This is a genomic window from Mycobacterium sp. NGS17, assembly GCF_059813205.1.
This window is the reverse complement of the sequence record NZ_JCALED010000002.1, coordinates 429,685-453,422: the sequence shown is the minus strand read 5'-3', so window position 1 is coordinate 453,422 and position 23,738 is coordinate 429,685. Positions and strand designations below refer to the sequence as shown.

Here is a 23,738-nt window from a genome sequence, read left to right as displayed (position 1 = left end):
TCACGACCACATGTCGAGGTTCGTCGACATCGCGCCGGTGTAGTTGCCGTGCGCGGTCGTGGCCACCTTCTCGAGTTGCGCCAGCGCCTGGCGCATCATCGCCTCGCCGCGCACCCAGTGCTGATGCGCCTCGGCATGAGCCGCCGCGGCATCACCCGTCCACGACGCGTGCAAACGTGTTACCCGAGAATCGATTTCGGCGATCATGTCTTCGGCATAGCGTTGAAATGCCGCCATCCGGTGCACCGCATCGGCCAACGCCTGCGGATCCACCCGAAACGCCTCAGCCACGACGCACCGCCCGCTCCGCCTGGGCGGACCCGGATTCGTTGCTCTGGTAGGCGTCACCGGCCCGGCCCAGCACATGCGCCAGCATCGACAACCCGAGCTCGATCTCGCGAGCACCCCGATGCCAAAGCTCCCACGCCGCTCCATAGGCGGTCCCCGACGCACCCTGCCAACCACCCAGCAGCTGACCCACCTGATCGTCAAGCTGGGACAGCTGAGCCGAAAGCTGCTCCGCCGCACCGCTCAGCGAGGCGGCGGCGCCCTGCATCACCACGGGATCCACCCGCACCGTCTCGTCGGCCATCGTCGGAACATAACCGCTGGTAGACGGGCCCCACAAGTCACCGATGCCACACTGGTGTCCATGACCGAGGACGCCGGCCGGCCGCAGGTGGAGCTGTTGACCCGCGACGGCTGCACCATCTGCGAGCGCGTGCACGCCCGGCTGGCCGAACTGGCCGGCGAGCTGGGCTTCGGGTTGTCGATGACCGACGTCGACGCCGCGGCCGCGGCGGGCAACCCGGCGCTGCGGGCCGAGTTCGGCGATCGGCTGCCGGTGATCCTGCTCGACGGCCGCGAACACAGCTACTGGGAGATCGATGAGCCCCGGCTGCGGTCCGATCTGGGCCGCTGACCTGCCCGGCGCTGGGCGGTCGTCCAGCGCCGACCATTTATTTGGTAGCCCAGCTGCTAAACGTTTACCGTGGACAGCAGTTCAGTTACTGGAGGAAGCAAGGGAGCTGGCCAGGTGATGCTGCCGTGAGCGTCTTGCTTTTCGGGGTTTCGCACCGCAGTGCGCCGGTCTCCGTCCTGGAACAACTCAGCATCGACGAGTCCGATCAGGGCAAGATCGTCGACCGGGTGCTGCAGTCGCCACTGGTGACCGAGGCGATGGTGCTGTCGACATGCAACCGGGTCGAGGTCTACGCGGTGGTGGACGCGTTCCACGGCGGGTTGGCGGTGATCGGGCAGGTGCTGTCGGAGCAGTCGGGCATGTCGATGGCCGATCTCACCAAGTATGCGTATGTCCGATACAGCGAGGCCGCCGTCGAGCACCTGTTCGCGGTCGCCAGCGGCCTGGATTCCGCGGTGGTCGGCGAGCAGCAGGTGCTCGGCCAGGTCCGTCGCGCCTACGCCAGCGCCGAGACCAACCGCACCGTGGGGCGGATATTGCACGAGCTGGCGCAGCGGGCGTTGTCGGTGGGCAAGCGGGTGCATTCCGAAACCGCCATCGACGCCGCGGGCGCCTCGGTGGTTTCCGTCGCGCTCAACATGGCCGAACGCCGCCTGGGCGGACTGTCGGGCAAGACCGCGGTCCTGGTCGGCGCCGGAGCGATGGGCGCGCTGGCCGCGGGACACCTCGCTCGCGCCGGCATCGGGCACGTGCACGTGGTCAACCGGTCGTTGTCCCGGGGCCAGCGTCTGGTCCGCAAGATCCGCGACGCCGGTGTGCGGGCCGACGCCGTGGGCTTGGACCGCCTGGCCGACACTCTGGCCGGCGCCGACGTCGTCGTCAGCTGTACCGGTGCGGTGACGCCGGTGATCTCGCTGGCCGACGTGCACCACGCGCTGGCCGCCGCGCACCGCGACGAAGAGACGCGCCCCCTGGTGATCTGCGACCTGGGCATGCCGCGCGACGTCGATCCGGCGGTGGCCGGACTGCCCGGCGTCTGGGTCGTCGACGTGGACCGCGTGCAGCATGAACCCTCGGCGCACGCCGCGGCCGCGGACGTCGACGCCGCCCGCACCATCGTCGCCACCGAGGTTGCTGCATATCTGGCCGGACAGCGGATGGCCGAAGTGACACCGACGGTCACGGCGCTGCGCCAGCGCGCCGCCGACGTGGTCGAGGCGGAACTGCTGCGTCTCGACAACCGGCTGCCCGGGCTCGAGAGCGCCCAGCGCGAAGAGGTGGCGCGCACCGTGCGACGCGTGGTGGACAAGCTGCTGCACGCGCCGACAGTGCGGATCAAACAGCTCGCCAGCGCACCCGGCGGTGACAGCTACGCCGAAGCGCTGCGCGAACTCTTCGAACTCGACCAGACCGCTGTCGATGCCGTGGCCGCAGGCGAATTGCCAGTCATCGCAAACGGATTCGACGCGGGCAACCCGCAGCAAACCGCCGAGTAGGCGATCGGCGAACGTGATCCGGATAGGTACCCGGGGCAGCCTGCTGGCCACCACCCAGGCCGGGGTCGTCAGAGACGCGTTGATCGCGTTGGGACACCCGGCGGAACTGGTGACGATCAGCACGGAAGGCGACCGCTCGTCGGCGCCCATCGAGTCCCTCGGGGTGGGTGTCTTCACCACCGCACTGCGCGAGGCCATGGAAGAGGGGCGTGTCGACGCCGCAGTGCACTCCCACAAGGACCTGCCGACCGCCGACGACCCAAGGTTTGCTGTGGCGGCCATACCGGTACGCAACGACCCGCGTGACGCGGTGGTGGCGCGGGACGGGCTGGTGCTCGCGGAGTTGCCGGCCGGTTCGCTGGTGGGCACCTCGTCGCCGCGGCGGGCCGCGCAGCTTAGAGCATTGGGTCTCGGTTTGGAAATCCGCCCCCTACGAGGCAACCTAGATACCAGGTTGAACAGGGTAAGCAGTGGTGATCTCGACGCGATCGTGGTGGCCCGGGCGGGACTCGCCCGGATCGGTCGCCTCGACGATGTCACCGAGACGCTAGAGCCGGTGCAGATGTTGCCAGCACCGGCTCAGGGCGCGCTCGCCGTCGAATGCCGTGCCGGTGACAGCCGGTTGGCGGCAGTGCTGGCGGAACTGGACGACGCCGACACGCGCGCGTCGGTCACCGCGGAGCGAGCCCTGCTGGCCGAACTGGAGGCCGGTTGTTCCGCACCGGTGGGCGCGATCGCCGAAGTGGTCGAGTCCATCGATGAGGAGGGCCGGATCTTCGAAGAGCTGTCGCTGCGCGGTTGCGTGGCGGCGCTGGACGGGTCCGACGTGATCCGCGCGTCCGGTATCGGCAGTCCCGATCGGGCACGAGAGCTTGGGCTTTCGGTGGCCGCGGAACTGTTCGAGCTGGGCGCCCGAGAGCTGATGAGCGAAGCGCGGCAAGACCCGGCGCGAGGAAATTAATTGCGAGTTACGTGGGAGCGACAATGACGACGCGAGGGCGTAAGCCGACACCCGGCCGCATCACGTACGTGGGCTCCGGCCCGGGTGACCCGGGATTGCTGACGACCCGGGCCGCCACGGTGCTGGCGAACGCCGCTTTGGTGTTCACCGATCCGGACGTGCCTGAGCCGGTGCTGGCCCTGATCGGCAAGGACCTGCCACCGGTTTCCGGCCCGGCCCCGGCCGAGGCGGCCGCCCCGAACGGCGACGGCGGCGCCGTCCAGGGCAAGGCGCAACCCGCGGTGATATCCGGCGGTCCCGATATCCGCCCGGCGCTGGGCGACCCCGCCGAGGTGGCCAAGACGCTGACCGCCGAGGCGAAGACGGGCGTCGACGTGGTGCGGCTGGTGGCGGGCGACCCGCTGACGGTCGACGCGGTCATCACCGAGGTGAACGCCATCGCGCGCAGCCACCTGCACATCGAGATCGTGCCCGGGCTGGCCCCCAGCGATGCCGTCCCGACATACGCGGGGTTGCCGCTGGGCTCCTCGCACACGGTCGCCGACGTGCGTGACCCACATGTGGATTGGGAGGCGCTGGCCGCGGCGCCCGGTCCGCTGATTCTGCAGGCCACGTCGTCGCATCTGGCCGACGCCGCGCGCACCCTGATCGAGCACGAGCTGGCCGAGAACACCCCGTGCGTGGTGACCGCGCACGGCACCACCTGTCAGCAGCGTTCCATCGAAACCACGCTGCACGGCTTGACCGACTCGGCGGTGCTGGGCGGCACCGACCCCGCCGGTCCGCTGACCGGCCCGCTGGTGGTGACCATCGGCAAGACGGTCGCCAGCCGCGCGAAGCTGAACTGGTGGGAGAGCCGCGCGCTGTACGGCTGGTCCGTGTTGGTGCCGCGCACCAAGGATCAGGCCGGCGAGATGAGCGAGCGCCTGACCTCCTACGGCGCGCTGCCGATCGAGGTGCCGACCATCGCCGTCGAGCCGCCGCGCAGCCCGGCCCAGATGGAAAGGGCCGTCAAGGGATTGGTCGACGGCCGCTTCCAGTGGGTGGTGTTCACCTCTACCAACGCGGTGCGTGCGGTGTGGGAGAAGTTCGGCGAGTTCGGTCTGGACGCGCGCGCTTTCTCCGGAGTGAAGATCGCGTGTGTGGGCGAGTCGACCGCCGACCGGGTCCGGGCGTTCGGGATCAGCCCCGAACTGGTGCCGGCCGGTGAACAGTCCTCGTTGGGCCTGCTCGACGACTTCCCGCCCTACGACAGCATTTTCGACCCGGTCAATCGGGTTCTGCTGCCGCGGGCCGACATCGCCACCGAGACGCTGGCCGAGGGTCTGCGCGAACGGGGCTGGGAGATCGAGGATGTCACCGCCTACCGGACGGTGCGGGCCGCCCCGCCGCCGGCGGAGACCCGGGAAATGATCAAGACCGGTGGATTCGACGCGGTCTGCTTCACGTCCAGCTCGACGGTGCGAAACCTGGTCGGCATCGCCGGCAAGCCGCACGCGCGGACGATCATCGCGTGCATCGGTCCCAAGACCGCTGAAACCGCAGCCGAATTCGGCCTGCGGGTGGATGTCCAGCCCGAGACCGCCGCGGTTGGCCCGCTGGTGGACGCGCTGGCCGAACACGCCGCGCGGTTGCGCGCCGAGGGTGCGCTGCCACCGCCGCGCAAAAAGAGCCGCAGGCGCTAGCTGTGGCCTACCCGCGGCAGCGCCCGCGTCGGCTCCGCACCACCCCGGCCTTGCGTCGTCTGGTGGCGCAAACATCCTTGGAGCCAAGGCATTTGGTGCTGCCGATGTTCGTCGCCGACGGCATCGACGAACCGCGGCCCATCGGTTCCATGCCGGGCGTGGTGCAGCACACCCGTGATTCGTTGCGCAGCGCGGCCGCCGCTGCGGTCGCCGCCGGGGTGGGCGGGCTGATGCTGTTCGGCGTGCCCCGCGAGCAGGACAAGGATTCGATCGGGTCGACCGGGACCGACCCCGACGGCATCCTCAATGTCGCCCTGCGGGACTTGGCCAAGGACCTCGGCGACGCCACCGTATTGATGGCCGACACCTGCCTGGACGAATTCACCGACCACGGTCACTGCGGCGTCCTGGACGACCGGGGCCGGGTCGACAACGACGCCACCGTGGCGCGGTACGTGGAACTCGCTGTGGCCCAAGCTGAATCGGGTGCTCACGTGGTGGGGCCGAGCGGCATGATGGATGGACAGGTGGGGGCGATTCGCGACGGATTGGACGCGTCAGGCTTCACCGATGTGGCGATCCTTGCCTACGCCGCCAAATTCGCCTCGGTGTTCTACGGCCCGTTTCGTGAGGCGGTCAGTTCCAGCCTCTCCGGCGACCGGCGCACCTATCAGCAGGAGTCAGGCAACGCCCGGGAGGCGCTGCGCGAGATCGAGCTCGATCTTGACGAGGGTGCCGACATCGTGATGGTCAAGCCGGCGATGAGTTATCTCGACGTGGTCGCGGCCGCGGCACACGTGTCGCCCGTTCCGGTCGCCGCCTATCAAGTGTCGGGGGAGTACGCGATGATTTGCGCTGCCGCCGCGAACAATTGGATCGACGAGCGCGCCGCGGCGCTGGAGTCGCTGACCAGCATCCGGCGCGCCGGAGCCGACATCGTTCTCACCTATTGGGCCGCGGATGCGGCAGGGTGGCTCTCGTGAGATGGGGCTTGCGATGACTACCGACAGCGACGCCGCGCCCAAGCCGTTGTTCTACGAACCCGGCGCCAGCTGGTGGTGGTTGGCGTGCGGCCCGGCCGCGGCGGCAGCCATGGTCCTGATCGAAATCTGGAGCGGTGCACCGGTGTCGCTGGTGGTGCCCGCGATCTTCCTGGTGATGGTATCGGCGTTCCTGGGGATACAGGTGAAGGCCGCACGGATCCACGTCTCGGTCGAGCTCACCGAAGACGCCCTGCGCCAGGGCACCGAAACGATTCTGGTTCGCGAAATCGTCAAGGTGTATCCCGAGCCCGACGACCGCGAAGCCTCCGAGAAAGAGGTGGCGAGGTGGCAGTCGGCCCGGGCGCTCGGCGAACTGGTCGGAGTGCCGCGCGGACGCGTCGGCATCGGTCTCAAACTCACCAACCGGCGCACGGCCCAGGCGTGGGCACGCCGTCATCGTCAGCTGAGAGCCGCGCTGACCCCGCTGGTCCAGGAGCGGGTGGAGCCCACCCCATCGATCGACGGGGACCGGGACGACGACGCCGGGACGGCCCAGTGAACCCCCGCTACCGCGCAGCGCTCGAGCTCGGCCTGGCCTGCGTCGCGCTCATCTGCTCGGCACTGAGCTGGTGGCACTCGCATCACACGGTGACGGTGGCTCCCATCGCGAACGGCGAGCCCGCCACCACGTCGCTGACCTACGACCCACAGCTGCTGCTGCTGACGCTGGTGCTGGTGACGAGCGCCGGGGTGCTGGCGGTCATCGCGGCTGCCAGGCTGCGGCGCGCGCGACTATAGCGGCTTCTTGACCAGCGGCAGCGCCATCCGGCGGCGCAGCGCGATGGCCTCCGCACGATCCTGCAGGGCCTCGTGAACCGAGCGCATGATCGGAAAGTTCGCGTCATGACCGGTGTCGTCCAGCACCTGGGTCACCGCTGAGCTGGCGACCAGGGTCCAATCCACCCCCGCGGCGCGACAATCGGCGTCGAACGCGTACAGCAGCGAGATACCGGTCTCAGCAAATCCGTTGACGTCGGCCACGTCGAGCACGACAGGGTTTTCTCCGAGGGTGAAACGCGCAATGTGATCGCTGATGCGGTCGACGTTCACATCGGTTATTTCGCCGCGAATGTGCACGACCGTCGCGAGGTGGCGATGGTGCGCCCGGACCTGCGCGCCCGCGCAGTCAAACACGCAGTTGTCGTGGCCGGTCTGGCTGCCTGCGATCGTCATGCGGACCCCTCACTCTCCGTGGCGCTCGCGCCGTCTTCGGCGGTGCTTGGACGCTCGCCAAAGGACGTTTCCGACGCTAGGCGCCAAGCATAAGGAGACCGAAAGCCGTGTCTAACGCTTTGCTAAGAAACATTTGCGGGCCGGCCGGGATATTGCGCTGAGCAAACGCTTAGCGCGATATCGAGCCAAAGGAATACCCCGAATCCGGTGTGCCACACCACGACCGTCCCCGCATGGCGGCGATCGCGCTGCTAGGCTGCCAAGGCTGCCGGTTGCTGGTCGGTGCTTTCACTCGGCGAGATTTTCCACTCAATCGGAGTGCAGGACGAAACAGCAGGATTCGGACGGGAAGAGCAGCGTGCGGGGCGTAGAGATCAGGGGCGAGATCACGGCCCTGACGGGGCTCCGTATCGTCGCCGCGGTCTGGGTGGTGCTTTTCCACTTCCGGCCGATGCTCGGCGATGTGTCCACCGACTTCCGCGACGCTCTCGCGCCGGTGCTGAATTGCGGCGCGCAGGGCGTCGACCTCTTCTTCATCCTCAGCGGGTTCGTGCTGACGTACAACTACCTCGATCGCATGGGGCGATCCTGGTCGACCCGCGCGACCCTGCATTTCCTGTGGCTGCGACTGGCCCGGGTGTGGCCGGTGTACCTGGTCACGCTGCACCTCGCCGCCCTGTGGGTGATCTTCACCCTGCACGTCGGCCATGTGCCGTCGCCGGATGCCGCGCAGCTCACCGCGATCAGCTATGTGCGCCAGATCCTGTTGGTGCAGTTGTGGTTCGTGCCGTTCTTCGACGATTCGAGTTGGGACGGCCCGGCCTGGTCGATCAGCGCGGAATGGCTGGCCTATGTGCTGTTCGCCGTCTTGGTGCTGGTCTTGTTGCGGATGAAACAGGCGACCAGGGCGCGCAGCCTGATGGTCCTGGCATTCGCGGCATCGCTGCCGCCGGTGTTGATGTTGCTCGCCAGCGGCCACTTCTACACGCCGTGGAGTTGGCTGCCGCGAATCGTCACGCAGTTCACGGCGGGAGCGCTGGCCTGTGCCGCCGTACGCAGGCTGCGGCTCAGCGACCGTGGCCGCCGCGTCGCGGGATACGTCTCCCTGCTACTCCTGGCCGCGATGGTGGGCGTGCTGTATTGGTTTGGCGCGCATCCGATATCGGGAGTGGTGGAGAACGACAGCGGCGGCGTCGTCGACGTGTTGTTCGTTCCGCTGGTCATCTCGCTGGCCATCGGGCTCGGCAGCCTGCCGAGGGTCCTGTCGGCGCGGGTGATGGTGTACGGCGGCAAGATCTCGTTCTGCCTGTACATGGTGCATGAGCTGGTGCACACCGCCTGGGGTTGGGCCGTGGAGCAATTCGAGCTCAACACCTCCGAGGACCCATGGAAATGGAACGTCATCGGCCTGCTGGCGATTGCCCTAATCACCTCGGTGCTGCTGTATCACGGCGTCGAAGAGCCCGCCCGCCGCTGGATGCGCAAGATGGTCGATGTCAGAGCCGTCACCGCGACAAGCGATCCCGGCGAGTCGGGCAGTAAGCTGCTTCCGATCGACCGTCCGCTGGAAGCGGTTTCGGCCCGCGCGGTGTGACGGCCGCCTCAGCGGCCGGCCGCGACTCCCGGGGAATACTTGATGAGGACTCGGCGGCACCCGACTATGCCGTCGACAGTGGAGGTGAGAGTGAGTCGTCTGGCCACCTTTCTCATTGGGTTGAGTTTTCTGGCGGGCGTGGGCATCGCATGTCCGGCGCAGGTGCGCACCTACGAGACACTGACGCTCGACTTTCGGCTGAATCATGTCGCGGTGGTGGGGGATTCGTACACCACCGGAACCAGTGAGGGCGGGCTGGGATCGAGATCGTGGCCGTCGCGCGCCTGGCAGGTGCTCGGTTCGCGGGGTTCGCGAATCTCAGGCAGTGTGGCGGCCGAGGGCAGGGCCGGCTATGCCACCCCGGGCGACCACGGCAGCGTCTTCGAGGATCTGACGGCCCGGGCGGTCCAGCCCGACGACGCGCTGGTGGTGTTCTTCGGCTCCCGCAACGACCAGGGTGTCGATCCCGGGACGCTGACCGTGAAGACCAACGCCGCTTTGGATCTGGGGCGCCGGCTGGCCCCCGCGGCGCGGTTGCTGGTGATCGGACCGCCGTGGCCGACCGCCGACGTGCCGCCGTCGATGTTCTTGATTCGCGACGTCCTCGCCGGCGCCGCCGGGGCGGCGGGGGCGACGTTCATCGACCCGATCGCCGAGCATTGGTTCGTCGGCCGGCCCGACCTGATCGGTGCCGATGGGGTGCATCCGAACGATGCGGGCCATCAGTACATGGCGGACAAGATCGCGCCCCTCATCCGGTCGCAGCTGTCGACCTGACTCAGGGCGGGCCCGCCGGGGTGGCCGAGCCGAAACCGCCGCGCGGCAACGAGTTTCGAACTCAGTCGTCCGCGTGCCGCTCGTAGTCCCAGCGCTCCAAGCGGTCCTGGACGTGGAGGAACCCGATTCCGGCGAAGGGCGCGGCTACTGCGACGCAGACCAGCAATAGCGGTGACATGACCCGAAAACCTCCAAAAGTCCTTCACTGATCTGACGTTGGTCAGCCACGAGAAGTTCATTCACAACTCATCCCTTCGCCAGGGCGCGGTCGGCGAGCGCGCCCATCAGCGGCGCCACCAACCGCGCGTATTCGGTTGTCACATGGTTGTCGTCGCGGAACACCAGGGTGTTGCCGACGATGATCGGGCAGCGGTCGGGCGTGCAGAACATGTCGGTCAGGTCGGCGTAGTGGCCCCCGCTGCGGACCGTCACCGCCTGCTCAGCGGCGATCCCGTCGCCGTCTACTGCGTCGGATTTGGTTGGCGTACAGGCGCTTACGTCGTCGAGGTGGGCGGACAGGCACGTCGGCGCGGACGCATGCGGGTCGGGGGCGGGTCCCAACACGAGGACGGTCGCGCCGGTGCCGCGCAACTGCGCCACGGTGCGTCCCACGGTGTCGATCCATGCCGGGTCGTAGGAGGTGAAGCCGAAGTCTGCGCCGTAGCGCCGGCTCATGTTCAACACGATCAGGCGCGGGTGTTCGGCGTTCATCCGATCCATGATCTGCGCGCGCCACTGCTCGCATTCGGTGTATTCGCGGCCCAGGTACGGGCTCGCGATGTGCAGGTCTTGCAGCGGGCAGGTGACCTTGGCCAGCGTCTCCAGCCGCCAGTGCCGCTGCTCGGCGAGTTCTTCGAAGGCGGGATTCCACATGGCGGCGTGCGAGTCACCGATCAGCGCGACGGTGGTCGGCGAGGCGGTGTCACCGGTGGCGCACTCGCTTTGTCCGACGTCGCGCCAGGACCGCACGCAGCCGTTGACGAACACGGCGGCCTTGTCGGCGGGCGCCGTGGCCAGCGGCGGGTCCAGGTTCGACGGGACGGCTCGCAGGCCGACGGCCGCGGCGAGCGCCTCGCGGGCTTGATCGAACGCGTGACGAACCGCCGCTTCCTGGGGGCTGATGGCCGGGATGCTGGTCGGCGACGCCGCGGTGATGTTGGCGCGTGGGGCCGCCACCCCGTGGCCCACCGGCGCGGGGATGACGTTGAGCAGCAACATGCACGCGCACGCGGTGGCGGCACTGGCGCCGCCCGCCACCACCAGGCTGACCTTCGCCGACCGGCGCAGCGCCGCGGCGAAGCGGCCGGGGTTCTCCACCAGATGCAACGTGATGACGGCGAGCCCGGCGGAGACGGCCGCCGCGCTCAGCCGGGCCGGGAGCCCCGCCGGCTCCCCGAGCAGCGCGGGCATCAGCAACAGCACCGGCCAGTGCCACAAATACCACGAGTAGGAGATGCGGCCGATCGCGCGCATCGCCGGGCGACACAGCAGCCGACCGGGCCCCAGCCCGCCGGTGACGGCGCCGCCGCCGATGATGAGCGCGGTGCCCAGCACGGGCAGCAGCGCCTCGGTGCCGGGATACGGGGTGTGGGAGTCGAGTTGGGTGCAGGTGAGCAGGATCAGCGCCAAACCGCCCCACCCGGCGATCGAGGCGGTCCGCACCGACAGCCGGCGCCACTGCTGAAGCGACAGCGCCACCAGGCCACCGGCGGCCAGCTCCCAGGCGCGGGTGGGCAGCGAGAAGAACGCCCACGACGGCGAGATGCGGGTCCACAGCGCGCCCGCCGCCAACGACGCCACGGCGACGACGGCGAGGATCACCGCATACGGCGTCATGCGCGTCGCGGCTCCGCGAAGCCGCGGGATGCGCCCGGCCGACCACGCGACCGCGATGATCAGCACCGGCCACACCAGGTAGAACTGCTCTTCCACCCCCAGGGACCAGTAGTGCTGGAAGGGCGATGGGGCGTCGGAGCCCAGGTAGTCGGTGCCGCGCACCGCAAACCGGTAGTTGCCGACATACAGGGCGCTGGCGACGCCGTCGAGAAACACGCTGCGCGCCTGCAGCGGGGGCAGCACCGCGGCCGCGCCGATCGCGGTGCTGGTGCCGACGATGGCCGCGGCCGGCAGCAGCCGCCGGGCGCGGGCTCCGTAAAACCGGCCCAGCGCAACGGTATTCGTGGTGCTCGCCTCGCGGAAAAGCAACCCGGTGATCAGGAAGCCGGAGATGACGAAGAAGACGTCCACACCGATGTAGCCGCCGGTGATTCCCGGGATGCCCGCGTGGTAGAGCACGACCGCGATCACGGCGACGGCGCGCAGCCCCTCGATGTCGGGCCGGAAGCCCCTTCGAGAAGTACGCCGCCCCAACTGGTGTGGGGTGCCGGCGACCGATTCCTCCCGAAGTGTCATCTGGCTCCGCTAGGTCGCCATCCAGGCAAGCTCACCGGGCAACTGGCTGCGCCAGTAGGCGACGTCGTGTCCGCCGAGGGAGAAACTGCCCGCCGGCTGGGTCTTCAACTGATAGACGAATTGCTTTGTGGCGAAATAGAAGCGGTCGAAGTTGCCGCAGTCCACCCGCAGCGGAATCGAATTCAGCGCGGGCAGGCCCAACACGCTGTTCTGCACGAAGTCGTCGTTGCTGTCGAACGCCCCGGGCGCGCTCAGCGGATACGAGGTGTATAACGCCGGGCTGATCGCGCAGATGCCGGCCGTCCGCGCCGGCCCCAGTTTGGCCCCCAGGCGCAGCGCGCCGTATCCGCCCATCGACCACCCCATGAAACCGACCCGGGAGGTATCGAAACCCATGGTGGACAGCATCGGCAGCAACTCGTCGAGCACCATGGCACCGGAGTCCTCGCCGGAAGTCCTTTTATGCCAATAGGTGTTGCCGCCGTCGACGCCGACGACCGCGAACGGCGGCTTGCCCTCCTTGGCCAGCTTGGCGAGCCCGTCCGGGACGCCCATGTCGATCATCTGGTTGGCGTCGCCGTCCATCCCGTGCAGTGCGATCACCGGGCGCAGCGCCCCGGTCTGGCCCGGCGGCATGGCGATCACGTAATTCGTCTTGATGCCCCCGCGGGCCGCCGACACGAACGACCCGGTGAGCCGGGTCGGCAGGGTCTTGCCCGCCGCCGACGGCTCGAACGGCGCGGGAGCCTGCGGCCATGTCGCGGCGCGCGAAGCGGCCGGAGCCAGCAGCGAGCTGAAGGTGAGCACGCCGGCGGCTCCGAGGCTGGCACCGGCGCCCATCCGGAGCACCGCTCGGCGTGTGAGGTCAGGCATGATCGCAATGATGCCGCGCTGAGCGGGGATTACCCGCCGAGCCACGCCGTATTGGAAGCATTGTGTGATCTGGCGTGACCTTTCGGTCACGCAGCGGTGATCCTTTCGGCCACCGCCCGGCGCCGAGTTGCGCCTGTCGCACCGGATCGTAGTCATGGTAGCGCCGATTCCGCCGGTTGCCGCGCGCCGAATCATTGCGATCGTATTGCCTTCCGGGACAGCGGGAGACGCGGTCACGCGGCCCGTCCTGCGCGGCACCTCGCCCGTGCGGCCAGGCGCGCGCGGCCGTCGGGCGCCGCGGTGTAGGCGGCGTCCCGCCCGGGATGCAATCTCGCAGGTTTCAACCCTCGCCCGCCGGCGCCGCTTTGAGAAGGATGGATCCTTTAGTGCTCAGAGGCGAAAGAGGATGGTGCATTGAGTCTCGCGTTTCATTGGTTTCTGCCGACCTACGGCGATTCGCGGAATCTGGTCGCGGGCGGGCACGGCACGGCGATGTCCGGCGACCGGCCGGCAACTCTGAAGTATCTGCACCAGATCTGCGCGGCCGCCGAGGACAACGGTTTCGAAGCCGTCCTCACGCCTACCGGGCTGTGGTGTGAGGATGCGTGGCTGACGACGGCGATGCTGGTTGAATCGACCGAGACATTGAAGTTTTTGGTCGCGTTCCGTCCCGGCATGCTGAGTCCGACCCTGGCCGCCCAGATGGCCGGCACCTTCCAGCGGCACTCCGAGGGCCGGCTGCTGCTCAATGTGGTCACCGGCGGTGAACCGCACGAGCAACGGGCGTACGGTGATTTCCTGGACAAGGAGGCGCGCTACGCGCGCACCGCAGAGTTCTTGCATGTGGTGCGCCAGCTGTGGACCTCCAAGGAGCCGGTATCCTTTGCCGGAGAACACATTCAGGTGCAGGACGCACAGCTGAACAACCCGCCGGACCCGATACCGGCAGTGTTCTTCGGCGGGTCCTCGGCAGCCGCCGGACCGGTGGCGGCCAAGCACTCCGATGTGTATCTCACCTGGGGTGAGCCGCTGACCGCGGTGGCCAAGAAGCTCGACTGGATTCGCGGGCTCGCCGTCGATGCCGGCCGTATCCTGCAGTACGGCTTACGGATTCACGTCATCAGCCGCGATACGGCCGCCGAGGCGTGGGCCGAAGCTGACCGGTTGCTGGCCGCGATCGACCCGGCCGACGTCGAACGCGTGCAGGCCAGCCTGGCGCGCAGCGAATCCGAAGGACAGCGCCGCATGCTGGACCTGCACGGCGGCGACAGCAGCAAATTACTGGTGGCGCCCAACCTGTGGGCCGGGGTGGGGCTGGTTCGCGGGGGAGCGGGCACCGCGCTGGTCGGGTCGCATGCCGAAGTCGCCGAGCGGCTGGCCGAATACGCCAAATTGGGCATCAGACACTTCATCCTGTCGGGATATCCGCATTTGGAGGAGGCCTACTGGTTCGGTGAGGGCGTCCTGCCGTTGCTCGAACGGATGGGTTTGTGGCGGCACCCCAACCGCCAGTCGCACCCGGCAGCGGCGACGCCGTTCGCGGTCGCCTCGGCGCACTGACGGCCATGGCCGCAACCTTGCCGGCGTCGGTTCCCGACGCCGGGATCGCCACCGGGCTGGCCGACGCGGTCGACGAACCCGCCGAGCAGCAGCGCCGGCGGCTGCGCATCGTCGTCGCGGCGAGCCTGCTGGGCACCACGGTCGAGTGGTACGACTTCTTCCTGTATGCCACCGCGGCCGGCCTGGTGTTCAACAAGCTGTTCTTTCCCAACGAGAGTTCCTTGGTGGGAACGCTATTGGCGTTCGCAACCTTCGCCGTAGGGTTCGTCATGCGGCCCATCGGGGGCCTGGTGTTCGGCCACATCGGCGACCGTATCGGTCGCAAGCGCAGCCTCGCGCTGACCATGCTCATCATGGGCGGCGCGACGGCACTGATCGGTGCATTGCCGACGGCGGCCCAGATCGGGGCATGGGCGCCGGTGCTGCTGCTGGTCTTGCGCGTCCTGCAGGGTTTCGCGCTCGGCGGTGAATGGGGCGGGGCGGTGCTGCTGGCCGTCGAGCACAGCCCCGGCGACCGCCGCGGCCGCTTCGGGGCGATTCCGCAGATCGGTTTGGCGCTCGGATTGGCCTTGGGCACCGGCATATTCGCCGCTCTGCAAGTCGTCTTGGGGCCGGCGCGGTTTCTCTCCTACGGCTGGCGCGTCGGGTTCCTGCTGAGCGTGCTGCTGGTCGTGATCGGCATCGTGGTCCGGCTGCGGGTCGACGAGACACCGGCGTTCCGCGAGTTGCAGGACCTGCAGACCGCGTCCACCGTGCCGATCCGCGACATCGTCCGCGAGCCGCGCTCCCGGCGCAACACGCTGCTGGGCCTGCTGTCGCGATGGGCCGAGGGCTCGGCGTTCAACACCTGGGGCGTTTTCGCCATCAGTTACGCAACCGGTGCCCTGGGGTTGAACCGGGTTTCGGTGCTTGTGGTGGTGACGATCGCCGCCCTGGTGATGGCGGTGCTGCTGCCGGTATCGGGACGCTTGACCGAGCGCTTCGGTCCGCGGCGGGTGCACCTGGCCGGCATCGCCTGCTACGGCCTGGCGGCCTTTCCGGCGTTCGCTTTGTTCGGCACCAAAAACCTGGTGTGGTTCGGGCTGGCGATGATCGTCGTGTTCGGCGCGGTGCACGCGCTGTTCTATGGCGCGCAGGGCACGCTGTATTCCGCGCTGTATCCCACGAATACGCGCTATACCGGATTGTCGTTCGTCTACCAGGTCTCGGGAATCTACGCCTCCGGCGTCACGCCGATGATCCTGACCGCGCTGATCGCGGCGCTCGGCGGTGCGCCGTGGCTGGCATGCGGGTACCTGGTTGCGACGGCGGTGATCAGTGTGGTCGCCACTGCTTTGATTCGCGATCGAGACCTCTACCTGTAAGTCGTTGTTGCTGCGGGTCCCAAAGCCGGATAGCGTCCGGGCATGGGTGTCAATCCGCAACTACGCCAAGGGTTGTCGCAGCGGCAGCTCAGCATGATCGCGCTCGGGGGCGTGATCGGTGCCGGACTGTTCGTCGGGTCGGGTGTGGTGATCAAGGACACCGGCCCGGCGGCGTTCCTCACCTACGCCCTTTGCGGTCTGCTCATCGTCCTGGTGATGCGGATGCTCGGTGAGATGGCGGCCGCGAACCCGTCGACCGGATCGTTCGCCGACTACGCGGCCAAGGCCCTGGGCGGCTGGGCGGGATTCTCCGTCGCGTGGCTGTATTGGTATTTCTGGGTGATCGTGGTGGGCTTCGAGGCGGTCGCCGGCGGGAAGGTGCTCAACTACTGGTTCCATGCGCCGCTATGGCTGCTGTCGCTGTGCCTGATGGTGTTGATGACCGCGACCAACCTGTTCTCGGTGTCGTCCTTTGGCGAATTCGAATTCTGGTTCGCCGGAATCAAAGTCGCGACGATCGTGATCTTCTTGATCGTGGGCACGGCGTACGTTCTGGGGTTGGTGCCCGGCCATCGTGGGGGCCTGGCCAATCTGCAGGCACACGGCGGGTTCTTTCCCCACGGCGTGGGTGCGGTGTTCGCCGCCATCGTGGTGGTGATCTTTTCCATGGTCGGCGCCGAGATCGTCACCGTCGCCGCCGCGGAAAGCCGCGACCCCGAGCTCGCGGTCCAGAAGGCGACCCGATCGGTGGTGGCCCGCATCGGGATCTTCTTCGTCGGTTCGGTCTTCCTGCTCGCGGCGCTGTTGCCTTGGGATTCCGTGGAACTCGGCGCCTCGCCGTACGTCGCCGCGCTCAAACACCTGGGGCTTCCCGGCGCGGACCAGGTGATGAACGCCGTCGTGCTGACCGCGGTGCTGTCCTGCCTGAATTCCGGTCTCTACACCGCCTCGCGCATGCTGTTCGTGCTCGCCGAGCGCGGTGAAGCGCCGACCCGATTGGTCAAACTCAGCGGGCGCGGCGTGCCCCACTTCGCGATCCTGTGTTCGTCGGCGGTCGGGTTCTTGTGCGTCATCATGGCGCGCGTCGCGCCGAACACGGTGTTCCTCTTCCTGCTCAACTCGTCGGGCGCCATCATCTTGTTCGTCTATTGGCTGATCGCGTGCTCGCAGATCATCCTGCGCCGCCGGACACCCGCCGAAAAGCTGACGGTGAAGATGTGGTTCTACCCGGTGTTGTCCATCCTCACTTTGACCGGAATCACCGCCGTGCTGGTGCAAATGGCGTTCGACCACACCGCGCGCAGCCAGCTGTGGCTCAGCCTGCTGTCCTGGGCGGTGGTGATCGGGGTGTACTTCCTCGCGCGATCGCGCGGCCGGACTCCCTCTCAGACGCGCTAGCCAATTCCGAACTCGCACATGAGGAATGACCGTTCCGGTGCCGATGTGGCGCCGTGACGCACATCCAGTCAGCTCCATCGCCGTTCGATCGACTTGATCAGCGCGGTCAGCGTCGCGTTCACCGGCGCCGCGACCCCCACCCGGGCGCCCTGGCGCGGGACCGCGCCGTTGATGACGTCGATCTCGCTGACCCGGCGCGCCTCGTGGTCCAGCAGGGCCGACGGTTTGGCGTCGGGCATCTGCGCGCCGAAGGCGCGGACGTGTTCGACCGCATCGGTGACGGCGACGGCGATGCCCGACGCCCGCGCGACGGTCCACGCCTCCGTCGCGGCCGCCTGGCTGACCGGCGCCATCTCCGGGTCGTCCATCACCTGCCCGACGGTCATGCCGGTCAGCGCGCACGGGGCGCTGTAGGCGGCGTTGCAGATGAGCTTCTCCCACTGCATGGCCGCGATGTCGGTGACCGCGGCCGCATCGAATCCGGCGGCCGTCCACGCGCGGGCGATCGTTTCGACGGTCGAGTGCGGCAGCGACGAATACGCGCCGAACCGCATCGCCTTCATGGCGTTGTGCCGGACGTGTCCGGGGGCCACGGTCGCCGCACCGAATCCGCTGGCGATTCCGACCGCGACCCGCTCCTCGCCGACGATGCCCGCCACCGTCTCCGCCGATCCCAGGCCGTTCTGGATGGTCAACACCGGCGTGGCCGGACCGAGCATCGAAAGGGCTTGTCGCGCACCGGCTTTCACGTCGGCCGCCTTGACGGCGAGCACGATCAGGTCCATCGCCTCGTCCGGCGCGGTGGTGCTCGCCCGCAGCGCCACCACCTGGTCGTAGCCCGGGCCGGTGACCCGCAGCCCGTGCCGGGCGATCTGGTCGATGCCGGCCCGATGGCGGTCCACGGCCAGCACATCGTGGCCCGCCGCCGCCAGCCTCGCGGCATAGATGGAACCCATGGCACCGCAACCGATTACGGCGATCTTCATCCGCGCTATCTCCCGTCGGTCAGCTCGGCGATCAGTTCGGCCAGGCCCGCCTTCTGTTCGAGCCCGAAGCCCGCGGCGTCGGTCGGCGAGACCCGGCCCGCCGACAGCGCGCACCCGTCGGAGTAGCCGCCGAACGGGGCGAACACGCCCGGGTAGGCCTCGCATCCGCCCAGGCCCAGCCCGGCCGCGACATGCAGGTTGATCAGGTGGCCGCCGTGTGGGAACGCGAAGCGGCGATCAAAGCCATGCGACGCCGCGACGTCGAGCATCCGAATGTATTCGGTCAGGCCGTAGCTCAGGCCCGGATCCATTTGGAAGACATCATGATTGGGCCGCATTCCGCCGTAACGCAACAGATTGGTCACATCCGGGACCGAAAACAGGTTTTCCCCCGTGGCCACCGCTCCGTCGTAGCACTCCGCCACCGCCCGGTTCAGCGCGTAATCGAGGGGATCGCCCGGCTCTTCGTACCAGCGCAGGCCGTAGGGGGCCAGCGCGTTCGCCCAGCGGGTTGCCTCGGTTTGGCCGAACCGGCCGTTGGCGTCCACGGCGACCCGCGCCGCGTCGCCGACGATGTCGACGACGGCATCGATCCGCGCGAGGTCCTCGGCCAACGCGGCTCCGCCGATCTTCACCTTGACCGCGTCATAGCCGGCGTCGAGGTACCCCCGTATTTCGCAGCGCAACCGTTCGACGCCGCCGTCGGCGTAGTAGTAGCCACCGGCGGCGTACACCGGCACCGACGGCGCGGGGTCGCGTCCGGCGTGGCGGGCGATGGTCACGCAGGCCGGCTCGTCGCGCAGTTTCGCGTTCAAGTCCCAGCAGGCCAGTTCCAGCGCGGCCGCGGCCGCCGCCCGATCGCCATGACCGCCGGGCTTCTCGTCGGTGAGCGCGCACGCCAGAACCGCCGCGGGGTCGAGGTATCCGGACGCATCCAGCAGCACGTCGGGAGGCGCCGCGAGCAGCCTCGGGATCATCCGGTCGCGCAGGATTCCACTCTGGGCGAACCGGCCGATCGAATCGAAAGCCACGCCCACCACGGGCCGCCCGTGCCGGATCACATCGGTGACGACTGCGACCAGCGAGACCGTGTGGTGGGAGAAGTCGACCACCGCGTTGGCCGGACCGCCGCGTGGCCCGCCGGCGAGGGCGACCGCCCGCTCGACGATCGCCGCGATCCGCATGGTGTCAGGAAGTCCGCGTGAGCAGTACCGCTTGCTCGAACGGCAGCCGGGCGAAAACCCGTCGCACCCCGCGTGTTACGTACGCCGCCGCCTCGTCCCTGGTGACCACGCGCGGATCCGCGATGTCGATGGTCTTGCCCTTGCTGCGCAGCCGGCCACCGCCCGCCGCCTTCAGGTTCTTCAGCCAATCCCGGTCGGGGCCGTAGGTCAGCACGATGGCCACCCCGGGTTTGCCGTTGACCTCGGTGTTGAACACGTTCACGGGTGTTCGGTACGTCTTGCCGGAGCGGCGGCCAACATGCTCGACGATCCCGAACGGCGGGAGCCAACCGGCCCACATCCGCTGAATCGGGTTGGTGACGTGACGGTTGAACCGGGCGAGCCCTTCTGGGAGTTGCATACCGCTATCCAACTCGCAGGCGCGGGACGAGGACAACCCCGCCTCGGCGCATCAATCGGTCTACTGTCGTCTCATGGGAGAGGCAGCGGGTAACGAGGCCGCCCAGCGCGCCGAGGAGCTGCTGCGCCGGGGGCAGGAGCTGTCCGCGGGCCAGGCCGTCACCGCGGACGACGTGGAGCGTGCCGCCGAGCACGCCGAGCAATCCAGCCTGCGCGACCAGGCGGCCCATCAACGCTCGGTCCAGCGTCACTACGAAGCCGGTGCCGCGCACGAGCGCGCCGCCGAAGTCGCGGAACGAGCCGTCGCGGAGGGCCTCGGCGATGTCGCCGCGCACCGGCGGACGGCGGCAAAAGAACGCGAGGCCGCGCGCCGCAACTTCATCGCGGCGCAGGAAGCCGGCCAGCAGGACGCCGACTAACCAGCGCGCCGCCCGTTCATAGCACGTTCTGCTACACCCTGTAGTGGAACGTGCCGCGCGGGCTGGGACACTGGTCGTCATGGGAAGCAGTGATCAGGCGACCGCGCGCGCCACCGGGGTCCCCAGGGCCACGGCGTCGTCGGCCCGGTTGTTCGAGGACGCCTGCGCCGTCATTCCCGGTGGCGTGAACTCCCCGGTCCGGGCGTTCAGCGCGGTGGGCGGGACGCCGCCGTTCATCACCGAGGCGCGCGGCTGCCACCTGACCGACGCCGACGGCAACCGCTACGTGGACCTGGTCTGCTCGTGGGGCCCGATGATCCTGGGTCACGCGCACCCTGCCGTCGTCGAGGCCGTCACCAAGGCCGCCGCGTCGGGCCTGTCCTTCGGGGCGCCCACACCGGCCGAGAGCGAGCTGGCCGCCGAGATGATCGGGCGGGTCGCGCCGGTCGAGCGGGTCCGGCTGGTCAACTCCGGCACCGAGGCCACCATGAGCGCGGTCCGGCTGGCCCGCGGCTTCACCGGCCGCGCGAAGGTCATCAAGTTCTCCGGCTGCTACCACGGCCATGTCGATGCGCTGCTCGCCGACGCGGGCTCCGGGGTGGCGACGCTCGGACTGCCGTCCTCGCCGGGAGTCACGGGCGCGACGGCGGCCGACACAATCGTGTTGCCCTACAACGACATCGACGCCGTGCGGCAGAGCTTCGCCCGGTTCGGCGAGCAGATCGCGGCGGTGATCACGGAGGCCAGCCCGGGCAACATGGGCGTGGTCCCGCCCGCGCCCGGCTACAACGCGGCGCTGCGCGCGATCACCGCCGAGCACGGCGCGCTGCTGATCATCGACGAGGTGATGACAGGCTTCCGGGTCAGCCGAAGCGGTTGGTACGGAATCGATCCCGTCGAGGCCGACCTGTTCACCTTCGGCAAGGTGATGAGCGGCGGCTTGCCGGCGGCCGCGTTCGGCGGCCGGGCCGACGTGATGGAGCGACTGGCGCCGCTGGGCCCGGTGTATCAGGCGGGCACGCTCTCGGGTAACCCGGTCGCGATGGCCGCCGGGCTGGCCACCCTGCGCAACGCCGACGCCGCCGCCTACGCCACCCTGGACGCCAACGCCGATCGCCTGGCCGGGCTGTTCTCCGAGTCGCTCACGAATGCCGGTGTGCCGCATCAGATTCCGCGGGCCGGCAACATGCTCAGCGTGTTCTTCTCCGAAACCCCGGTGACGGACTTCGCGTCCGCGCGGGCCACCCAGACGTGGCGCTACCCGCCGTTCTTCCACGCGTTGCTGGACGCGGGCGTCTACCCGCCGTGCAGCGCCTTCGAGGCGTGGTTCGTTTCGACCGCGCTCGACGACGGCGCGTTCGACCGGATCGCCGACGCCCTGCCGGCCGCGGCCAGGGCCGCCGCCCAAGCCGAGGAGGGGAAGTCCTGATGGCCGAGCGCACCCGGGTGCACGTCGTGCGGCACGGGGAGGTGTACAACCCGAGCGGCATCCTCTACGGGCGGCTGCCCGGATTCCACCTCTCCGACAACGGCAGAGCGCAAGCTGCCGCGGTGGCCGACGCGCTGGCTCACCGCGACATCGTCGCGGTGATCGCCTCGCCACTGGAACGGGCCCAGGAGACCGCCGCGCCCATCGCCGCCGAGCACGGCCTGGCCGTGGACGCCGACCCAGATCTGATCGAATCGGCCAACTTCTTCCAGGGCAAACGGGTCAGCCCGGGTGACGGCGCCTGGCGCGACCCGCGGGTGTGGTGGCAGCTGCGCAACCCGTTCCGGCCGTCCTGGGGTGAGCCGTACGCCGAGATCGCAGCCCGGATGCAGACGGCGGTGGACAAGGCCCGCGCCCGCGGCGCCGGCCACGAGGTGGTGTGCGTCAGCCACCAACTGCCGGTGTGGACGCTGCGGCTACACGCGACCGGCCGCCGGCTGTGGCACGACCCGCGGCGGCGGCAGTGCGGGCTCGCGTCGGTGACGACGCTGGTCTACGACGGCGACCGGCTGCTCGACGTCGAGTACAGCGAACCGGCGGCGCCTTGACCGCGCGACGACAGGCGATGGCCGGGGCCGTGCTGGCGGCGGCCCTGCTGCCCGGCCTGGTCGCCGGTTGCTCCTCGGGCCACGACGCCGTCGCCCAGGGCGGCACCTTCGAGTTCGTCTCGCCCGGCGGCAAGACCGACATCTACTACGACCCGCCGTCGCGCCGCGGCCGGCCCGGCCCGCTGGCCGGACCCGACCTGGCCGACCCGGCGCACACGCTGTCGCTGGACGACCCGATCTTCGCCGGCCGGGTCGTGGTCATCAACATCTGGGGGCAGTGGTGCGGGCCGTGCCGGGCCGAGGTCACCCAGCTGCAGCAGGTGTACGACGCCACCCGCGGCGCCGGGGTGTCCTTCCTCGGCATCGACGTCCGGGACAACAACCGCCAAGCGGCGCTGGACTTCGTCAACGACCGCGCGGTGACGTTCCCGTCCATCTACGACCCGCCGATGCGCACCTTGATCGCGTTCGGCGGCAAATACCCCACCACCGTGATCCCGTCCACGCTGGTCCTGGACCGCCAGCACCGCGTCGCGGCGGTCTTCCTGCGCGAACTGCTGGCGTCCGACCTGCGGCCGGTGGTGCAACGACTGGCCGGCGAGGCCTCGCCGACCCCGGTCGGCCAGGCGGCGCCGTGACGGGCTCGAGCCGGCGATGACCGGATTCACCCAGCTCGCCGCCGCCGGCCCGCTCCTGGTGGCCCTCGGCGCCTGCCTGCTGGCGGGGCTGGTGTCGTTCGCCTCGCCGTGCGTGGTGCCGCTGGTGCCCGGCTACCTGTCGTATCTGGCCGCGGTCGTCGGCGTGGACGAACAGCCGCCGGCGGGTGCGGTTAAAGCCCCGCCGGGCGCCCGCTGGCGCGTCGCGGGATCGGCGGCGTTGTTCGTCGCCGGCTTCACCACCGTGTTCGTGCTCGGCACCGTCGCCGTCCTCGGCATGACGACCACGCTGATCACCAACCAGCTGCTGCTGCAACGGGCCGGGGGAGTGCTGACCATCGTCATGGGCCTGGTGTTCGTGGGCCTCATCCCGGCCCTGCAGCGCCAGGCCCGGTTCAGTCCGCGCCAGCTGACCACGGTCGCCGGGGCGCCGCTGCTGGGTGCGGTGTTCGCCCTGGGCTGGACGCCGTGCCTGGGGCCCACGCTGGCCGGTGTGATCACCGTCGCCTCGGCCACCGACGGCGCGAGCGTGGCCCGCGGCATCGTGTTGGTGATCGCGTATTGCCTGGGCCTGGGCATCCCGTTCGTGCTGCTGGCGTTCGGCTCGGCGGGCGCGGTGGGCGGCCTGGGCTGGCTGCGCCGGCACACCCGGGCCATCCAGATCTTCGGCGGCATCCTGCTGATCACCGTCGGCGCGCTGCTGGTCACAGGTGTCTGGAATGACTTCGTCGCGTGGCTGCGCGACGCGTTCGTGTCCGACGTGAGGTTGCCGATTTGAGGCACGTCGTCGCAGGGCTTG

25 protein-coding genes are annotated in these 23,738 nt (G+C 69.1%); 17 read left to right on the top strand and 8 right to left on the bottom strand.

Annotation, left to right across the window (positions count from 1 at the left end):
- Both AC5Y7E_RS06285 and AC5Y7E_RS06280 read right to left on the bottom strand, forming a co-directional pair.
- On the bottom strand, positions 1-291 hold the full coding sequence (locus tag AC5Y7E_RS06285) for a WXG100 family type VII secretion target (protein WP_499918053.1): 291 nt from the start codon (positions 289-291) through the stop codon (positions 1-3).
- Positions 284-592 carry a WXG100 family type VII secretion target gene (locus AC5Y7E_RS06280; RefSeq protein WP_499918054.1) on the bottom strand — a complete coding sequence of 103 codons (309 nt, stop codon included), beginning with the start codon at positions 590-592 and terminating at the stop codon, positions 284-286. The genes AC5Y7E_RS06285 and AC5Y7E_RS06280 overlap by 8 nt, the downstream gene beginning before the upstream one ends.
- Before the next feature lie 60 nt (positions 593-652).
- Between AC5Y7E_RS06280 and AC5Y7E_RS06275 the strand changes: the two genes are divergently transcribed.
- The 7 genes from AC5Y7E_RS06275 (at position 653) to AC5Y7E_RS06245 (ending at position 6,845) form a co-directional block, all read left to right on the top strand.
- Complete coding sequence (locus AC5Y7E_RS06275; RefSeq protein WP_499918055.1) at positions 653-922, top strand: glutaredoxin family protein; 270 nt, start codon at positions 653-655, stop codon at positions 920-922.
- 125 nt (positions 923-1,047) lie between these two features.
- Entirely contained in the window at positions 1,048-2,418 is a 1,371-nt protein-coding gene (locus AC5Y7E_RS06270; RefSeq protein WP_499918056.1) for a glutamyl-tRNA reductase, read from the top strand.
- 13 nt (positions 2,419-2,431) lie between these two features.
- On the top strand, positions 2,432-3,379 hold the full coding sequence (gene hemC / locus AC5Y7E_RS06265; protein ID WP_499918057.1) for a hydroxymethylbilane synthase: 948 nt from the start codon (positions 2,432-2,434) through the stop codon (positions 3,377-3,379).
- A 23-nt stretch (positions 3,380-3,402) separates the two neighbouring features.
- Positions 3,403-5,064 (top strand): bifunctional uroporphyrinogen-III C-methyltransferase/uroporphyrinogen-III synthase, encoded by a 1,662-nt coding sequence (locus tag AC5Y7E_RS06260; RefSeq protein WP_499918058.1) that lies wholly within the window; start codon positions 3,403-3,405, stop codon positions 5,062-5,064.
- A 2-nt stretch (positions 5,065-5,066) separates the two neighbouring features.
- Positions 5,067-6,047 (top strand): porphobilinogen synthase, encoded by a 981-nt coding sequence (gene hemB, locus AC5Y7E_RS06255; protein WP_499918059.1) that lies wholly within the window; start codon positions 5,067-5,069, stop codon positions 6,045-6,047.
- Positions 6,048-6,060: 13 nt separating this feature from the next.
- Positions 6,061-6,606, top strand: coding sequence for a transport-regulating membrane protein Mce1N (gene mce1N, locus AC5Y7E_RS06250; protein ID WP_499948014.1), 546 nt, complete (start codon positions 6,061-6,063; stop codon positions 6,604-6,606).
- Positions 6,603-6,845, top strand: a complete 243-nt coding sequence (locus AC5Y7E_RS06245; RefSeq protein WP_499918061.1) for a hypothetical protein — start codon at positions 6,603-6,605, stop codon at positions 6,843-6,845. The genes mce1N and AC5Y7E_RS06245 overlap by 4 nt, the downstream gene beginning before the upstream one ends.
- On the opposite strand, the gene AC5Y7E_RS06240 is transcribed toward AC5Y7E_RS06245, so the two are convergent.
- Positions 6,840-7,280, bottom strand: coding sequence for an STAS domain-containing protein (locus AC5Y7E_RS06240; protein ID WP_499918062.1), 441 nt, complete (start codon positions 7,278-7,280; stop codon positions 6,840-6,842). The genes AC5Y7E_RS06245 and AC5Y7E_RS06240 overlap by 6 nt on opposite strands.
- 358 nt (positions 7,281-7,638) lie before the next feature.
- Here AC5Y7E_RS06240 and AC5Y7E_RS06235 point away from each other — a divergent pair, with 358 nt between their 5' ends.
- Positions 7,639-8,874, top strand: a complete 1,236-nt coding sequence (locus tag AC5Y7E_RS06235; protein ID WP_499948013.1) for an acyltransferase family protein — start codon at positions 7,639-7,641, stop codon at positions 8,872-8,874.
- Between the two features lie 90 nt (positions 8,875-8,964).
- On the top strand, positions 8,965-9,651 hold the full coding sequence (locus tag AC5Y7E_RS06230) for an Rv0518 family GDSL lipase (RefSeq protein ID WP_499948012.1): 687 nt from the start codon (positions 8,965-8,967) through the stop codon (positions 9,649-9,651).
- A 246-nt stretch (positions 9,652-9,897) separates the two neighbouring features.
- Here the strand turns inward: AC5Y7E_RS06230 and AC5Y7E_RS06225 are convergent, their stop codons facing one another.
- Together AC5Y7E_RS06225 and AC5Y7E_RS06220 are read right to left on the bottom strand one after the other, a co-directional pair.
- On the bottom strand, positions 9,898-12,021 hold the full coding sequence (locus AC5Y7E_RS06225) for an acyltransferase family protein (RefSeq protein WP_499948327.1): 2,124 nt from the start codon (positions 12,019-12,021) through the stop codon (positions 9,898-9,900).
- Between the two features lie 51 nt (positions 12,022-12,072).
- Positions 12,073-12,948, bottom strand: a complete 876-nt coding sequence (locus AC5Y7E_RS06220; protein ID WP_499948326.1) for an alpha/beta hydrolase — start codon at positions 12,946-12,948, stop codon at positions 12,073-12,075.
- 402 nt (positions 12,949-13,350) lie between these two features.
- On the opposite strand from AC5Y7E_RS06220, the gene AC5Y7E_RS06215 reads away from it, so the two are divergent.
- From AC5Y7E_RS06215 to AC5Y7E_RS06205, 3 genes are read left to right on the top strand one after another with little or no spacing between them, the layout of a single operon-like run.
- The gene (locus AC5Y7E_RS06215; RefSeq protein WP_499948011.1) at positions 13,351-14,496 is read left to right on the top strand and encodes an LLM class flavin-dependent oxidoreductase; all 1,146 of its coding nucleotides are present in this window, start codon (positions 13,351-13,353) and stop codon (positions 14,494-14,496) included.
- 5 nt (positions 14,497-14,501) lie between these two features.
- On the top strand, positions 14,502-15,860 hold the full coding sequence (locus AC5Y7E_RS06210; RefSeq protein WP_499948010.1) for an MFS transporter: 1,359 nt from the start codon (positions 14,502-14,504) through the stop codon (positions 15,858-15,860).
- Positions 15,861-15,902: 42 nt separating this feature from the next.
- Positions 15,903-17,258, top strand: coding sequence for an amino acid permease (locus AC5Y7E_RS06205; protein ID WP_499948009.1), 1,356 nt, complete (start codon positions 15,903-15,905; stop codon positions 17,256-17,258).
- 68 nt (positions 17,259-17,326) lie between these two features.
- Here AC5Y7E_RS06205 and AC5Y7E_RS06200 read toward each other — a convergent pair whose 3' ends face one another.
- Genes AC5Y7E_RS06200 through AC5Y7E_RS06190 form a run of 3 tightly spaced genes read right to left on the bottom strand, consistent with a single transcriptional unit; the run spans position 17,327 to position 19,828 of the window.
- On the bottom strand, positions 17,327-18,244 hold the full coding sequence (locus AC5Y7E_RS06200; RefSeq protein ID WP_499948008.1) for a ketopantoate reductase family protein: 918 nt from the start codon (positions 18,242-18,244) through the stop codon (positions 17,327-17,329).
- Between the two features lie 5 nt (positions 18,245-18,249).
- Positions 18,250-19,428 carry an enolase C-terminal domain-like protein gene (locus AC5Y7E_RS06195; RefSeq protein ID WP_499948007.1) on the bottom strand — a complete coding sequence of 393 codons (1,179 nt, stop codon included), beginning with the start codon at positions 19,426-19,428 and terminating at the stop codon, positions 18,250-18,252.
- Between the two features lie 4 nt (positions 19,429-19,432).
- Entirely contained in the window at positions 19,433-19,828 is a 396-nt protein-coding gene (locus AC5Y7E_RS06190) for a nitroreductase family deazaflavin-dependent oxidoreductase (RefSeq protein WP_499918070.1), read from the bottom strand.
- A gap of 73 nt (positions 19,829-19,901) precedes the next feature.
- Between AC5Y7E_RS06190 and AC5Y7E_RS06185 the strand changes: the two genes are divergently transcribed.
- The 5 genes from AC5Y7E_RS06185 (at position 19,902) to AC5Y7E_RS06165 (ending at position 23,717) form a co-directional block, all read left to right on the top strand.
- The gene (locus tag AC5Y7E_RS06185) at positions 19,902-20,246 is read left to right on the top strand and encodes a hypothetical protein (RefSeq protein WP_499918071.1); all 345 of its coding nucleotides are present in this window, start codon (positions 19,902-19,904) and stop codon (positions 20,244-20,246) included.
- Between the two features lie 79 nt (positions 20,247-20,325).
- Positions 20,326-21,675 carry a glutamate-1-semialdehyde 2,1-aminomutase gene (gene hemL / locus AC5Y7E_RS06180; protein WP_499918073.1) on the top strand — a complete coding sequence of 450 codons (1,350 nt, stop codon included), beginning with the start codon at positions 20,326-20,328 and terminating at the stop codon, positions 21,673-21,675.
- Positions 21,675-22,283, top strand: coding sequence for a histidine phosphatase family protein (locus AC5Y7E_RS06175; RefSeq protein WP_499948006.1), 609 nt, complete (start codon positions 21,675-21,677; stop codon positions 22,281-22,283). Before hemL ends, AC5Y7E_RS06175 begins: the two co-directional genes overlap by 1 nt.
- Positions 22,284-22,300: 17 nt before the next feature.
- On the top strand, positions 22,301-22,921 hold the full coding sequence (locus tag AC5Y7E_RS06170) for a TlpA disulfide reductase family protein (RefSeq protein ID WP_499918254.1): 621 nt from the start codon (positions 22,301-22,303) through the stop codon (positions 22,919-22,921).
- Positions 22,922-22,937: 16 nt separating this feature from the next.
- On the top strand, positions 22,938-23,717 hold the full coding sequence (locus AC5Y7E_RS06165; protein WP_499918075.1) for a cytochrome c biogenesis CcdA family protein: 780 nt from the start codon (positions 22,938-22,940) through the stop codon (positions 23,715-23,717).
- Positions 23,718-23,738 lie beyond the last annotated feature (21 nt).

Excerpts from the sequence above, each read along its gene's own strand:
- AC5Y7E_RS06260 (WP_499918058.1), top strand. The coding sequence starts at position 3,403 with ATGACGACGCGAGGGCGTAAGCCGACACCCGGCCGCATCACGTACGTG.
- hemL (WP_499918073.1), top strand. The coding sequence starts at position 20,326 with ATGGGAAGCAGTGATCAGGCGACCGCGCGCGCCACCGGGGTCCCCAGG.
- AC5Y7E_RS06185 (WP_499918071.1), top strand. The coding sequence starts at position 19,902 with ATGGGAGAGGCAGCGGGTAACGAGGCCGCCCAGCGCGCCGAGGAGCTG.
- AC5Y7E_RS06190 (WP_499918070.1), bottom strand. The coding sequence starts at position 19,828 with ATGCAACTCCCAGAAGGGCTCGCCCGGTTCAACCGTCACGTCACCAAC.
- AC5Y7E_RS06195 (WP_499948007.1), bottom strand. The coding sequence starts at position 19,428 with ATGCGGATCGCGGCGATCGTCGAGCGGGCGGTCGCCCTCGCCGGCGGG.
- AC5Y7E_RS06200 (WP_499948008.1), bottom strand. The coding sequence starts at position 18,244 with ATGAAGATCGCCGTAATCGGTTGCGGTGCCATGGGTTCCATCTATGCC.
- AC5Y7E_RS06165 (WP_499918075.1), top strand. The coding sequence starts at position 22,938 with ATGACCGGATTCACCCAGCTCGCCGCCGCCGGCCCGCTCCTGGTGGCC.
- AC5Y7E_RS06240 (WP_499918062.1), bottom strand. The coding sequence starts at position 7,280 with ATGACGATCGCAGGCAGCCAGACCGGCCACGACAACTGCGTGTTTGAC.
- AC5Y7E_RS06275 (WP_499918055.1), top strand. The coding sequence starts at position 653 with ATGACCGAGGACGCCGGCCGGCCGCAGGTGGAGCTGTTGACCCGCGAC.
- AC5Y7E_RS06170 (WP_499918254.1), top strand. The coding sequence starts at position 22,301 with ATGGCCGGGGCCGTGCTGGCGGCGGCCCTGCTGCCCGGCCTGGTCGCC.
- mce1N (WP_499948014.1), top strand. The coding sequence starts at position 6,061 with ATGACTACCGACAGCGACGCCGCGCCCAAGCCGTTGTTCTACGAACCC.
- AC5Y7E_RS06175 (WP_499948006.1), top strand. The coding sequence starts at position 21,675 with ATGGCCGAGCGCACCCGGGTGCACGTCGTGCGGCACGGGGAGGTGTAC.
- AC5Y7E_RS06205 (WP_499948009.1), top strand. The coding sequence starts at position 15,903 with ATGGGTGTCAATCCGCAACTACGCCAAGGGTTGTCGCAGCGGCAGCTC.
- AC5Y7E_RS06280 (WP_499918054.1), bottom strand. The coding sequence starts at position 592 with ATGGCCGACGAGACGGTGCGGGTGGATCCCGTGGTGATGCAGGGCGCC.
- AC5Y7E_RS06210 (WP_499948010.1), top strand. The coding sequence starts at position 14,502 with ATGGCCGCAACCTTGCCGGCGTCGGTTCCCGACGCCGGGATCGCCACC.